At 61.2% G+C, this 12667-nt stretch carries 12 protein-coding genes; 7 read left to right on the top strand and 5 right to left on the bottom strand.

The window, feature by feature from the left end:
• Positions 1-14: 14 nt before the first annotated feature.
• Genes SM763_RS13050 through SM763_RS13040 form a run of 3 tightly spaced genes read left to right on the top strand, consistent with a single transcriptional unit; the run spans position 15 to position 1310 of the window.
• The gene (locus SM763_RS13050; RefSeq protein WP_065270535.1) at positions 15-443 is read left to right on the top strand and encodes a YeeE/YedE family protein; all 429 of its coding nucleotides are present in this window, start codon (positions 15-17) and stop codon (positions 441-443) included.
• On the top strand, positions 443-874 hold the full coding sequence (locus tag SM763_RS13045) for a DUF6691 family protein (RefSeq protein WP_368998783.1): 432 nt from the start codon (positions 443-445) through the stop codon (positions 872-874). The genes SM763_RS13050 and SM763_RS13045 overlap by 1 nt, the downstream gene beginning before the upstream one ends.
• A gap of 10 nt (positions 875-884) precedes the next feature.
• Positions 885-1310 carry a protein tyrosine phosphatase family protein gene (locus SM763_RS13040; protein WP_274833420.1) on the top strand — a complete coding sequence of 142 codons (426 nt, stop codon included), beginning with the start codon at positions 885-887 and terminating at the stop codon, positions 1308-1310.
• Between the two features lie 283 nt (positions 1311-1593).
• Here SM763_RS13040 and SM763_RS13035 read toward each other — a convergent pair whose 3' ends face one another.
• The 5 genes from SM763_RS13035 to SM763_RS13015 form a co-directional block, all read right to left on the bottom strand.
• Entirely contained in the window at positions 1594-2919 is a 1326-nt protein-coding gene (locus SM763_RS13035; protein ID WP_065270538.1) for a FliM/FliN family flagellar motor switch protein, read from the bottom strand.
• An 80-nt stretch (positions 2920-2999) separates the two neighbouring features.
• Entirely contained in the window at positions 3000-5681 is a 2682-nt protein-coding gene (locus SM763_RS13030; RefSeq protein WP_368998782.1) for an ATP-binding protein, read from the bottom strand.
• The gene (locus SM763_RS13025) at positions 5681-6073 is read right to left on the bottom strand and encodes a hypothetical protein (RefSeq protein ID WP_274829036.1); all 393 of its coding nucleotides are present in this window, start codon (positions 6071-6073) and stop codon (positions 5681-5683) included. Before SM763_RS13025 ends, SM763_RS13030 begins: the two co-directional genes overlap by 1 nt.
• Positions 6074-6140: 67 nt before the next feature.
• The gene (locus tag SM763_RS13020; RefSeq protein WP_065270541.1) at positions 6141-6521 is read right to left on the bottom strand and encodes a response regulator transcription factor; all 381 of its coding nucleotides are present in this window, start codon (positions 6519-6521) and stop codon (positions 6141-6143) included.
• 96 nt (positions 6522-6617) lie between these two features.
• Entirely contained in the window at positions 6618-7916 is a 1299-nt protein-coding gene (locus tag SM763_RS13015; protein ID WP_368998781.1) for a short-chain fatty acyl-CoA regulator family protein, read from the bottom strand.
• 234 nt (positions 7917-8150) lie between these two features.
• Between SM763_RS13015 and SM763_RS13010 the strand changes: the two genes are divergently transcribed.
• The 4 genes from SM763_RS13010 to SM763_RS12995 all read left to right on the top strand — a co-directional run bounded on the left by SM763_RS13010 (position 8151) and on the right by SM763_RS12995 (position 12655).
• A complete protein-coding gene (locus tag SM763_RS13010; protein WP_065270543.1) occupies positions 8151-9497 on the top strand; it encodes a substrate-binding protein in 1347 nt (448 codons plus the stop codon).
• Positions 9498-9656: 159 nt separating this feature from the next.
• The gene (locus SM763_RS13005) at positions 9657-10679 is read left to right on the top strand and encodes a branched-chain amino acid ABC transporter permease (protein WP_065270544.1); all 1023 of its coding nucleotides are present in this window, start codon (positions 9657-9659) and stop codon (positions 10677-10679) included.
• 4 nt (positions 10680-10683) lie between these two features.
• On the top strand, positions 10684-11886 hold the full coding sequence (locus SM763_RS13000) for a branched-chain amino acid ABC transporter permease (RefSeq protein WP_065270545.1): 1203 nt from the start codon (positions 10684-10686) through the stop codon (positions 11884-11886).
• 13 nt (positions 11887-11899) lie between these two features.
• Positions 11900-12655 carry an ABC transporter ATP-binding protein gene (locus SM763_RS12995; protein ID WP_065270546.1) on the top strand — a complete coding sequence of 252 codons (756 nt, stop codon included), beginning with the start codon at positions 11900-11902 and terminating at the stop codon, positions 12653-12655.
• Positions 12656-12667 lie beyond the last annotated feature (12 nt).

Below are 12667 nucleotides of genomic sequence, written 5' to 3'. Positions count from 1 at the left end.
AGGAAACGCGAACAATGGAAACAGACTGGATCTGGGGCCTCGTCGGAGGCGGTATTATCGGCCTCGGCGGTGCCGTCTACCTTTTGGGCAATGGCCGGATCATGGGCGCCAGTGGTATTTTTGGCGGGCTCATCGATGGCAGCGGCTGGAACACCCTGTGGGAACGGCTGGCTTTTCTGGTCGGCGTGATCGTCACCCCGCTGATCCTCTGGCCGATCTATAACGTTGAGATCGACACCCATATGACCACCAATGTTGGTGTGATCATTGCGGCCGGCCTTCTGGTTGGCGTCGGAACCCGTATCGCAAATGGCTGCACCTCCGGCCACGGGGTATGCGGAATTTCCCGACTGTCCCTGCGCGGCATCGTTGCCACCGTTTTCTACATTCTGGCCGGTGGTCTGACCCTGGCCATTTTCCGTCACGTTCTGGGGCTGATCTGATGCGTATTCTTCTTTCTCTTATCGCAGGCAGCCTGTTTGGCGGCGGACTTTTCATTTCCGGCATGACCGACGCCACCAAGGTGCAGGGCTGGCTTGATGTCTTTGGCAACTGGGACCCAACACTGGCCTTCGTGATGGGCGGCGCCGTTATTCCGATGTTCTTTGCCTGGCGTCTGACCCATGGCCGCAAACCGCTGGTGGGCGGCGATTTCCCGACCCTTCCGCGTCCGGAACTGGATCACCGGCTGATCACCGGCTCGGTCCTGTTCGGCATGGGCTGGGGCCTGGCCGGTCTGTGCCCGGGGCCGGCACTCGCGTCTTTGACCTACAACGGCTGGGGTGGGCTGATTTTCCTTGCAGCCATGTCGGCCGGTATGCTGGCTTCGGCGCCGATCGGCGTGCAACTGGACCGGATGGCCGCAAAGGCGTAAAGGATTGCCCATGCAAGCTCGTGACATAACGCCCCGCTACGCCGTCTCGCCGCAAATTTCGGTCGAAGACATTCCCGCAATCGCCGAAGCCGGTTTCAAACTGGTGATCTGCAATCGCCCCGATTCCGAGGTTCAGCCGAGCCATCAGGCCGCTGCAATCCGCGCAGCGGCCGAGGCTGCCGGGCTGCGCTTTGAAGAATTGCCGCTGACCCACCAGACCATGACGCCGGAAAACGTCGCGCGCCAGCGTGAACTCTACGAAGGCGCCGAGGGTCAGGTGCTGGCCTATTGCGCATCGGGCACCCGCTCTTCGGTAGTCTGGGCGCTGGGTCAGGCGCAGGAGATGTCGGCGGATGAGATCCTCGGCAAAACTGCAGCAGCGGGCTACGCGCTGGATGGTTTGCGTCCTGCGCTTGAGGCTGCGGGCAAGTCCTGAGCCGAAGCGAGACAGATCAAAGAATATTTCCCACCCCCAACTTTTAAGACCATCACTCACAACACTCAAAGACCTCAGCCCTACGGCTGGGGTCTTTTTCATTGCTCTGACATCGAGGGGCGAACTGCGGATCCTACCCTCCCCTGACATTTGCGAGAAGTGGCCAGGAGTGGCCCCAAATAGCAAAACCCGGCATCTAAATATGCCGGGCTCGTGTTTCGCTCATCCTGTTGCGAACGGATCGGGAGGCCGCAGTTCAGCTGCGCTTGCCGTGATCGCCTTGTCAGCCAGAGCCAAGTCCAGCCAGTTTGGATATTTCCGCCGCAGCATCATCCGGGTTGAACTCATCCATCCCGGTGTCCGGCAACGCGGGCAAATCGCCTCCGAGGCCACCGCCCAGATCCCCGCCGAAGTTGCCGCCAAGATCCCCTCCTCCAAGGGCCGCCGCAAAATCGTTCTCCAGGTCCGCACCCAGATCTCCCCCCATATCGGAGCCGAGGTCACCACCAAGGTTGTTCATATCGCCCAGACCGCCGGTATCGAAATCACCACCCAGACCGGAACCGAGACCACCGCCGCCCATGCCGCTGTCCAGGGGGTCCTGCAGATCCTCGGCTGCAATACCAAGATCAAGCGTGGGCATTTCGTCAGCGGCGGCAGGCATGGCGTCAGCCCCGACACCATCTGCAAACCCGGCTTGATCCGCTTCCATGTCATTCACCAACTTGGTGCGCGGCTGATTGAGGCGCACCGCGCGCGCTCCATTCAACTGCCCAAGGCGCCCTTGAGCGATCGACTGACCGCTCACCGCCTGAAGATCCGTTTCATAAAGGAATGCCTGATCCAGCGGCAGCAGATCGCCAGTCTTCAATCCGGAAAATTCGTTGAGCGGCACCCGCATCTTGCAAAGAACGGCGGACAATTCGGCCCGCATGGCCCCAAGGTTGCGCCCAAGGGACGGACCGGAGCCGCCCCCCTTGCCCAGTTCCTCGGGCGTGGGTTCGGGCAGGATCAGGTTCAATTCGCCCTGCATGGCGCCGATGGCCAGATCAACAGTCAGGGTCAGAACGCGATAATCATCGGCTTCAAGCCCCAGGGCCAGACTGCGCAGGTCCTCGACCTGGGCGCCAAACTGATAGCCAGAGAAGATGGCCTGGTCGGATTGGCCTTCCAACATCACGACCACCTTTTTCAAGGCGCTTTCGAGGAAATCGGCCGTCATCGCAGCATCGGTCGGTGTGTAATGCCGCTCTGTAGGGGTTTTCCCCATGACCTGACCAATGGTCTGCTTCTGGATCAGAGCAGTCACGAGGGCGGCGTCCATAGTCGCAGCGCCAAGGCGGCCATCAGGGCCGTCCAGAACAACCAACAGATGCTTGTCAGACAGCATCTCGGGCAATTCATCCGACGCACGGTTCACCTGGCGTGCGGCCAGAACCGCAAGCGGCAGTTCGCACAGCTCGGCTGCTGCACGCGCAAGCGACCGCCGGAGCGCCTTGAGCGTCAGCGAACTGCTGAATGCTCCCGACCCCTCTTTGGTTGCCGCCAGCTTGCGGGCAAGAACCCCTGGCTTGCTTCCTGTCGAATCCTGTGTCGTCGTGTCAGACATACGTCGTGAACCTGAACCCTTAGCGCCTGTTGTCTCTGTTTTAGACTACGGAGGGTTACCAAGATCTTTATTTCTGGGCTTTATGCGGCTTTTTCACGGATACCGGAAAGGGTTACCCGGAAGGCGCCACCAGAGGCGCCTGCAAGATAGGAAATATCGCCATCCAGCCGCTGCACAATCTCGCGGCAGATCGCCAGCCCCAGCCCCGCTCCGCCAGCCCGCTCCGGGCTAACCCTCGAAAACTTCTCGAAAATCATCTGCTGGAACTCGGGCGGAATGCCGCTGCCGTTGTCGATGAAATCGATCAGCACCTGCGAGCCCTCGCGGGACACGTGGATGCTCAGCTCCGGATGTTCCGCATCGCAGTATTTCTGGGCATTGGCGATCAGGTTGATAAAGACCTGCGCCAGCCGGTCCAGATCCGATGAAATCTTAATATCTTCACTTGCAGGATCCCGCAGCACCCGCATTGGGGTATCAAATCCCGCTACGGCTGTGGAAACCGCATGGTCCAGCACCTCTTTAAGCGTGCCACGGGTCATGTTGAGGCTGACCTGACCGCTTTCCAGCACGCTGAGATCCAGCAGATCGTTCAGCAGGCGCGTTAGCCGCAACGCCTCGTCATGGATGATGGTCGCATATCGGGCCTTACCCTCCTGCGCCAGGGTATCATCGTCCCGCAGGATTTCGGAAAAGGCTCGGATCGAGGTCATCGGCGTGCGCAATTCGTGGCTGACTTGGCTGAGGAAAGCATCCTTCTGGCGTGAAATCTGCGTCAGTTTTTCGTTGGTTTCCCGCAGCTTGCGCGCCGTCCTGGACAATTCGGCAGACTGCATTTCCAAACGGTTCGAATATTCCAGCATCTGCGCTGTCTCATCCGCCACCGCCAAAAGATCCTCAACCGAAACGGAAGAGCCCCCAACGATCTGACCGATCATCGCATGCGCTGCGGCCGCCCCGATCGACGCGCTCAGCTCGCGTTCCAGCCGTTCAAGGAACACCGGCGTCGGCTCTGGCAGGCTACCCCGACCGCCCTGCCGGGCCAGCTCGCGCTGGAAGAACGCCTGCGCCTCGGTGGCGCCCAGGATCCGCTGCGACATCACCATCAGGTCTTCGCTCTGCGCCACCGAGCCGGTCCAGCCGCGCGGGCCGGATGAGTGATCGAAAACATTGACGAATTGCGCGCCCTGCAGCCGCTCCATCGGGCTCGGGAAACTGGCGAGCGACACGATGCAGAACACCACGGCATTGAGCCCAATGGACCAAAGGACGGCATGCACCGTGGGGTCGAGCGCCTCGATCCCGAAAAGGGCGTGCGGGCGCAGCCAGGACAGGCCGAACAGACCTTCGGCCAGCACCGTATCGGGCAGAACCCCTCCGCCGAGGGTCGGCAGCAGCATGGTATAGGCCCAAATGCCAAAACCGACGGTCAGCCCTGCCAGGGCGCCGCTACGGGTGGCGCCGCGCCAGAACAAGCCGCCCACCAGCGCCGGCAGCATCTGCGCCACCCCGGCAAAGGAAATCAGTCCGATCGCTGCCAAAGCCGCGCCGCCGCCGGACAGCGTGTAATAGAAGTACCCCAGCGCCATGATCACCGCGATGGTCACACGGCGGGTAAACAGCACCACATCACGCACATCGCCCGAGACCGAGGCACCCGCCGCGCCCTGCAGCCGCAGCCAGATCGGCATCACGATATGGTTCGACACCATGGTCGACAGGGCCATCGCCGCGACGATCACCATTGAGGTCGCCGAGGAAAACCCGCCAAGGAAGGACAGCATTGCAAGGTTCTGCTGCCCCTGATGCAGCGGCAGCGTCAGAACGAACAGATCCGGGTTCGCCCCCGTCGGCAGCAGCTCCAGCCCGATGGCAGCGATGGGCACCACAAACATCGACATCAGCAGCAGGTAGGTCGGAAACGCCCAGGCGGCGACGCGCAGATGACGCTCGTCCTCGTTTTCGACGACCATGACCTGAAACATGCGCGGCAGGCAGACAAAGGCGGCAGCGGCAAGGAAGGTAATGGTGGCCCAGCGGCCCCCGTCCACCTGCCACTGGCCAATACGCGAGGCATCAATCCGCGCAAACGTTTCTGGCAGCCCGCCAGCGATGCCCCAGACCACGAAGATCCCCACTGCCAGCAGGGCGACCAGCTTGACCACCGCCTCCAGCGCAATCGCCGTCACCACCCCGTGGTGGCGCTCGTTGGCATTGAGGTTACGGGTACCGAACAGGATGGCAAAGACGGCAAGGCCCGCCGAGACCCAGAATACCGTCTTGGTCTCGTTATATCCGCGCAGGGGATCAGCCTCGGCGAAGATTGAAAAAGACAGGGTAATGGACTGCAATTGCAGTGAAATATATGGCGTCACCCCGATCACGGCCAAGATGGTCACGCCGATGGCCAGAGTATTGGACTTGCCATAGCGCGCCGATAGAAGGTCGGCGATGGAGGTGACGCGCTGACTGCGCCCGACCCGCACCAGTTTGCGCAACCCCCACCACCAGCCCAGCATGACCAGCGTCGGCCCCAGATAGATGGTGATGAATTCCAGCCCCGAGCGCGCTGCGTATCCCACCGCGCCATAAAAGGTCCAGGCGGTGCAATAGATCGACAGTGACAGCGTATAGGTCAGCGGCGAGCGCATCCAGGCGGCACTGCGCCCCCGACTGGCCATCCGGTCCGCAAGAAAGGCCACAAGAAATAGCAGCGCAACATAGGTAAAACAGACCAGGACCAGAACATTGAGAGAGGCCATCAATCGCGCGGAGCCTCTGCGCTGCCCTGCTCTGTCCCAGAACCAACCGCCGCGTCCTGTGCCTGATAGGGCTCAGCTTCGGAATGCCCGCCTGCGGTCCAGTGTTCGGCCCAGCGGCGCACCGCTTCTCCAAAGGCAAGGCTGACCGCGATCAGGATCGCCCAGACCACAAAGATATAGATGATGGCCGAGGACATCGCCATGCCGCCATGGCTGCCCGGCGCAGGATAGGGATCGGGGTCGGGCCACATCAAAGGCATCAGGAACAGCAAGGCGCCCAGGATGGGCAACAGCCGGGCAATATCCATCAGGCGGCGACGGCGATAGGTGCGCCGCTCGACAAAGGGAGCAGAGATCTCATCCTGCCGCCCGGCCCCGTCACCCCGGATCATGAGCGCCCCCGGTCAGGGCGGCAGCCAAGGCTGCCTCCTGTTGAGGGCCAAATCCGACCGCTCGGGGTCATCCCTGGCTGGCCTGAGCGTGCAGGTCCCGCACGGCTGTCAGAACCTCGGAGTTGGAAAAGGGCTTGGTCATGAACCGGGTCACGCCAGCGCGTTCGGCCATTTCCCGGTCCTTCATCTGGCCGCGGGCGGTCAGCATCAGAACCGGCAAGGAGGCAAACCCGTCGACCTCACGCAGCTCGCGGATGATCTCAAGCCCGCTTTTGCCCGGCAGCATCAGGTCCAGAATCACCAGATCCGGTTGGGCCTCGCGTATCACCTCGACAGCGCCGGTCCCATCGGCGTAGGCATCAACCTGCCAGCCATCGCGCGTCAGAAGAAAGCGGATCGCCTCAGTGATATTCGGCTCATCCTCGATCAGAATTACGTGTCTGCTCATTGGCAGAAGGTCCTCCCAGCGCCGCTCCCCGGACCCATAACGGTCCCGGCGCACATGCCCGTTTCACGTTAGAGTAGCCGCGCAGCCCCGCAGCTGTCAAAACTCTTCCTTCAGGATCGACGGCTCGCGGCGGGCCGGACATCCCCGGCGCGGGCAGATCCGGCAGCTGGCGCCCACAGGTTGCGCGCCTTCCGGCACTTCGCTTTGCGGCAGGATCAGCATCACCGCGTGATAGAGCGGATCGCTGTCGAAATCCGGTGTCACATGATCCCATGCCACCGCCAAACATTTAAACGCCAGCGCCGAGCGCCCCTGCTGCACCACGTTGCGGCGTACCGGCACGTGCGGGCGCGCCAACGCGGTATAAATCGGCCAGAGCGGGCATGAGGCGCCAAAACGCGGCAGTGCAAATCCGGTCACCGGTTTGCGCACCAAGATCGAGCCCGAGGCATCGCAGATCACCAGCCCGGCCTCCTGCCCCAGCACTTCAAAAGGCAGAAGACCGATACGGCGCAGCACCGTGGGCAGGTCACAGCCGAACTGTTCCGCCAGCACCCCGGGACGAATACCCCCCTTGTCCAGTGCCGCCCGCAATGGCTCCAGCGGCAGCGCTGCGGCATCGCGCTGATATTGCTCCAGTGCGCTGCGGGCGATCAGCCTTGCTGCATCGCTGACCAGTTCCGGCGCGCCAGAAACCAATTCCTCCGGGCTGCCGCTGGCGGTTTCCAAATCCGGGAAATGATAGCCTTGAGCGAGGAAGAAAGCCTCGGCCTCTTCATGCGGCACTCCGCGCCGGTCTGCGCCCGTATTGCTTTCGTCAAGAAAACTCACCAAGGCGCGGCTGCTTTCGGCCAGCCGCAGGGAATCCTCGTTCAGGTTCTTGTGGAACCGGTCGCTCCACTCCGGCTCCAGCTCATTGGTTTCGGCCAGGATCGACGCGGTCGAGCGGATCGCCGCAGCGGTCGACAGGACCTCGTGCAGCGAAGCGGCCAGATGCGGATCGTGTGTCAGCCGGTCCGACAGGGTCTGCACCGTCCGCTCCAGAGTGGCGATGCGGCGGTGACTGGTGGCCAGCACCTCGGCCCAGCCGGGGAACCGGCCCGCGAACTCATCCGCCCGGTCCAGCTCAGCCACGGGCACGCCGCTGTCTGCTGCTGCTTCGCGCAGGCTGGCGATCAGTGCCGCTTCGGCGCCCTCGCTCAGCATCGAAGGCTCCACCCCCAGAACCTGCGCGATCCCGACCAGCAGCTTGCCGCCGATTCTGCGCCTGTTGTGTTCGATCAGATTGAGATATGAGGCCGAAATACCGGCGGCGCGGGCAAGTTCCGCCTGACGCATCCCGAGGATGAGCCGCCGTTCGCGGATTCTGCTGCCGGTCAGAGTGTCACGTGCCATTTTACAGGTCTTTCCCAAAAGGCCGCTATTTCAAGGGCTTTCCGCGGCGCGGCATAAGTTTCTTTACAGAATGCCGTGGAATACTGTTCATTTATTTACAGAATAAGCCTGCTTTACAAGGGATTTATTGCGCGATTTTACAAGCTGCCCTCATACTGATTTTGCACGAAAACCGTGCCGACGCCGAGCGGAAGTGAGGAGCTGCTAGGCGTTAAAATCTTAAGGGAGGATTACATGTCCAAATCTGATGTCTCGCGTCGCGGGGTACTGAAGTCCGGTGCCATGATGGGCGCTGGCGTTGCGCTTCCGACGATCTTCACTGCGTCGTCCGCAGCCGCTTACACCAACGAGCCGACCGGCAGCACCGTCACCCTCGGCTTCAACGTGCCGCAGACCGGCCCCTACGCCGATGAGGGCGCAGACGAGCTGCGCGCATACCAGCTGGCAGTCGAGCACCTGAACGGTGGCGGCGACGGCGGCATGATGAACACCTTCAGCTCCAAGGCGCTGAAAGGGAACGGCATCCTGGGCAAGGAAGTCAAATTCGTCACCGGTGACACCCAGACCAAATCCGACGCGGCCCGTGCATCGGCCAAGTCGATGATCGAAAAAGACGGCGCGGTGATGATCACCGGCGGCTCGTCCTCGGGCGTGGCCATCGCGGTTCAGGGCCTGTGCCAGGAAGCCGGCGTGATCTTCATGGCGGGTCTGACCCACTCCAACGACACCACCGGTAAAGACAAGAAAGCCAACGGCTTCCGTCACTTCTTTAACGGCTACATGTCGGGTGCCGCGCTGGCGCCGGTGCTGAAGAACCTGTATGGCACCGACCGTAACGCCTATCACCTGACCGCCGACTACACCTGGGGCTGGACCCAGGAAGAATCGATCGCAGCCGCGACCGAGGCCTTGGGCTGGAACACCGTCAACAAGGTACGCACGCCGCTGGCCGCGACCGACTTCTCGTCCTATATCGCCCCGGTTCTGAACTCCGGCGCCGACGTTCTGGTTCTGAACCACTATGGCGGCAACATGGTGAACTCGCTGACCAACGCGGTTCAGTTCGGCCTGCGCGACAAGATCGTCAACGGCAAGCAGTTCGAAATCGTCGTTCCGCTCTACTCCCGCCTGATGGCGAAAGGCGCCGGCGAAAACGTGAAGGGCATTCACGGTTCCACCAACTGGCACTGGTCGCTGCAGGACGATGCATCGAAAGCCTTCGTGCAGTCCTTCGGCACCAAATACGGCTTCCCGCCCAGCCAGGCGGCGCATACCGTTTACTGCCAGACCCTGCTTTATGCAGATGCATGTGAGCGCGCGGGCACCTTCAACCCCTGCGGTGTGGCCGAGGCTCTGGAAGGCTTCGAATTTGACGGTTTGGGCAACGGCAAGACACTGTATCGCGCCGAAGATCACCAGTGCTTCAAAGACGTTCTGGTTGTGCGCGGGAAAGAGAACCCGACCTCCGAGTTTGACCTCTTGGAAGTTGTCGAGGTCACCCCGGCCGCTCAGGTTACCTATCCGCCGGATCACCCGATGTTTGCAGGCGGTGCCCTTGGCACCTGCAACCCGGGCGCCTGATCCGGATGAAAAGCCGGGCGCGTCTTGCGCCCGGCCCCTTTCAGAAACGTCCGTCCATTCATCTGCCATGCGGAGCGCCTCCGCACAGAACGCCGGGGCACGTCCCGCGAACGGTCGGACTCTATCACTTCCATACTGAAGAACCCGAAGGTGGGGACTATGGACGCAATCCTATTGCAAATCTTGAACGGGCTGGACAAAGGCTCGGCCTATGCGCTGATCGCGCTGGGTTTGACACTCATTTTCGGCACGCTGGGCGTTGTGAACTTCGCCCACGGCGCATTGTTCATGATCGGCGCCTTCTGCGCCGTGACCCTGCAGCGCATTCTGAACCTCAGCTTTGAGACCGTCGACGAAAGCCAGAAAGACTTTCTTGGCAACCCGCTGAAGGTCAAGACGCCGTATGTTGAATCCTGGTTCGGCCCCGAGGTGGGCGGTGCAATCATCGACTGGGCGGTGCCGCTGGCGATCCTATTTGCGATCCCGATCATGATCTTCGTCGGCTACGTGATGGAACGCGGGCTGATCAAGCATTTCTACAAGCGCGAACATGCGGACCAGATCCTTGTGACCTTTGGCCTGGCCATCGTGCTGCAGGAAATCGTCAAGTATTTCTATGGCGCGAACCCGATCCAAACCCCGGCCCCCGAGGCACTGAACGGCGTTGTGAATCTCGGCGCGGTCATCGGCATGGACATCGTCTATCCGGTCTGGCGCGTGGTCTACTTCTTCTTTGCGGTGGTGATCATCGGCGGCATCTTCAGCTTCCTGCAATTCACCACCTTCGGCATGGTTGTGCGCGCCGGGATGGCAGACCGGGAAACCGTCGGCCTTCTGGGCATCAACATTGACCGCCGCTTTACCATCATGTTTGGTATTGCCGCTGCGGTCGCGGGACTTGCCGGTGTGATGTACACGCCGATCAACTCTCCCAACTACCACATGGGCATGGACTTCCTGGTTCTCAGCTTCGTGGTTGTGGTTGTGGGCGGCATGGGCTCCCTGCCCGGCGCCGTCCTGGCCGGCTTCCTTCTGGGGGTTCTCGAAAGCTTTGCTTCGATGAATGAAATCAAATCCATTCTCCCCGGCATCGACCAGATCATCATCTATGTGGTCGCGATCATCATTCTGCTCACCCGCCCGCGGGGCCTGATGGGCCGCAAAGGCGTGATGGAGGACTAAGCACATGTTCGGACTGGACAAAAAAGACACTCGAATGCTGCTGCTGGTCGCCATCCTGGCCCTGTGCGCACCATTCATCCTGAACCCCTTCCCGGCAGACAGCGCCATGGCGCAGTTCAACGCGGGCTATCCTGACCTGATGCAGCGTTTCGTGATCTTTGGGATCTTCGCAATCGGGTTCAACATTCTCTTCGGCCTCACCGGCTACCTCTCCTTTGGCCACGCGGCTTTTCTGGGGGTGGGCTCCTACTCGGCGGTCTGGATGTTCAAGCTGCTCAGCATGAACGTCGTCCCGGCCATCATCCTGTCGGTGATCATTGCGGGGCTGTTCGCGCTCCTGATCGGATTTGTGTCCCTGCGCCGTTCGGGCATCTACTTCTCGATCCTGACGCTGGCCTTTGCGCAGATGTCGTTCAACCTGGCCTATTCGGTGCTGACGCCGATCACCAACGGTGAAACCGGCCTGCAGCTGACGCTGGAAGACCCCCGCGTTCTGGGTGTCTCTGCCACCGCGGACGGCTCAATCCCCGTGACCAACTTCTTCGGGATGGAGATGCGCTCGACCTTTGAAATGGCGGTGGGTCCCTGGGCCTTCCAGTTCAACGCGGGCTACTACCTGTGCGCGCTCGTTATGCTGGCCTCCTTCTATCTGGCGATCCGCATCTTCCGCTCGCCCTTTGGCATGATGCTGCGGGCGGTGAAATCGAACCAGCAGCGGATGAACTACACCGGTCTCAACACCCGTCCCTACACACTGGCGGCCTTTGTGATCTCGGGCATGTATGCCGGTCTGGCCGGTGGCCTGATGGCCTCGATGGACCCGCTGGCAGGCGCCGAGCGTATGCAGTGGACCGCATCCGGCGAGGTCGTCCTGATGACCATCCTCGGCGGTGCCGGCACCCTGATCGGTCCGGTTCTGGGCGCGGGCTTCATCAAATACTTCGAAAACATCTTTTCGAAGATCAACGACAACGTTCTGCACAGCTGGTTCAGCTTTATGCCCGACGGGATCGAAGACTTCATGGTCTTCATCGTCCACCCCTTCATCGGCAAAGGCTGGCACCTGACGCTGGGCATCCTGTTCATGCTGGTGGTGATCTTCCTGCCCGGTGGCCTCGTCGAAGGCGGGCAGCGCATTGCAGGCTGGTTCAAAGGGCGCAAGTCCAAGGACAGCTCGGCCAGCAAAAAAACCGAACCTGCGGAATAAGGAGACAGGATCAATGGGTATCCTCGAAGTCAAAAACGTGGGCAAACGGTTCGGCGGCCTTCAGGCGCTGTCGGATGTGAACCTCAGCGTCAAGGAAAACTCCGTTCACGCCATCATCGGCCCAAACGGGGCGGGCAAATCCACCCTGCTGAACTGTCTGGTGGGCAAGCTGATCCCAGACACCGGATCGGTCATGTTCGACGGTCAGTCGGTGCTGGGCCGGGCGCCTTATGAGATCAACCAGATGGGCATTTCCCGCGTGTTCCAGACGCCCGAGATCTTTGGCGATCTCACGGTATTGGAAAACATGCTGATCCCCTGCTTTGCCAAACGGGACGGGGCGTTCGAGTTGAACGCCATCGCCTCGGTCGCCAAGCAGAAGGATGTGCTGGAAAAGGCCGAGCAGATGCTGGTGGAAATGAACATGGCGGACAAACGGCACATGCATGCCGCCGCCATGTCGCGCGGCGACAAACGGCGTCTTGAGATCGGCATGTGCCTGTCTCAGGAACCCCGCCTCTTGCTGCTGGATGAACCCACCGCCGGCATGGCGCGGGCCGACACCAACAACACCATCGATCTCTTGAAACAGATCTCGGACGAGCGCGACATCACCATCGCCATCATCGAACACGACATGCATGTGGTGTTCAGCCTGGCCAACCGGATCACGGTTCTGGCGCAGGGCACGCCGCTGGTCGAAGACGATCCGCAGAACATCCGTGGCAACCCCAAGGTGCGCGAAGCGTACTTGGGCGAAAGCGCATAAGGAGAAACAGAG

Source organism: Pseudophaeobacter sp. C1-32P7, assembly GCF_041008775.1.
Lineage (GTDB): Bacteria > Pseudomonadota > Alphaproteobacteria > Rhodobacterales > Rhodobacteraceae > Phycobacter > Phycobacter gallaeciensis_A.
This window is presented reverse-complemented; position numbering and strand designations above follow the sequence as displayed.

Bases quoted from the DNA above. Each gene is read 5' to 3' on its own strand.
- SM763_RS13035 (WP_065270538.1), bottom strand. From the start codon at position 2,919: ATGTCTGACACGACGACACAGGATTCGACAGGAAGCAAGCCAGGGGTT.
- SM763_RS13010 (WP_065270543.1), top strand. From the start codon at position 8,151: ATGTCCAAATCTGATGTCTCGCGTCGCGGGGTACTGAAGTCCGGTGCC.
- SM763_RS13020 (WP_065270541.1), bottom strand. From the start codon at position 6,521: ATGAGCAGACACGTAATTCTGATCGAGGATGAGCCGAATATCACTGAG.
- SM763_RS13015 (WP_368998781.1), bottom strand. From the start codon at position 7,916: ATGGCACGTGACACTCTGACCGGCAGCAGAATCCGCGAACGGCGGCTC.
- SM763_RS13000 (WP_065270545.1), top strand. From the start codon at position 10,684: ATGTTCGGACTGGACAAAAAAGACACTCGAATGCTGCTGCTGGTCGCC.
- SM763_RS12995 (WP_065270546.1), top strand. From the start codon at position 11,900: ATGGGTATCCTCGAAGTCAAAAACGTGGGCAAACGGTTCGGCGGCCTT.
- SM763_RS13045 (WP_368998783.1), top strand. From the start codon at position 443: ATGCGTATTCTTCTTTCTCTTATCGCAGGCAGCCTGTTTGGCGGCGGA.
- SM763_RS13040 (WP_274833420.1), top strand. From the start codon at position 885: ATGCAAGCTCGTGACATAACGCCCCGCTACGCCGTCTCGCCGCAAATT.
- SM763_RS13025 (WP_274829036.1), bottom strand. From the start codon at position 6,073: ATGATCCGGGGTGACGGGGCCGGGCGGCAGGATGAGATCTCTGCTCCC.
- SM763_RS13005 (WP_065270544.1), top strand. From the start codon at position 9,657: ATGGACGCAATCCTATTGCAAATCTTGAACGGGCTGGACAAAGGCTCG.
- SM763_RS13050 (WP_065270535.1), top strand. From the start codon at position 15: ATGGAAACAGACTGGATCTGGGGCCTCGTCGGAGGCGGTATTATCGGC.
- SM763_RS13030 (WP_368998782.1), bottom strand. From the start codon at position 5,681: ATGGCCTCTCTCAATGTTCTGGTCCTGGTCTGTTTTACCTATGTTGCG.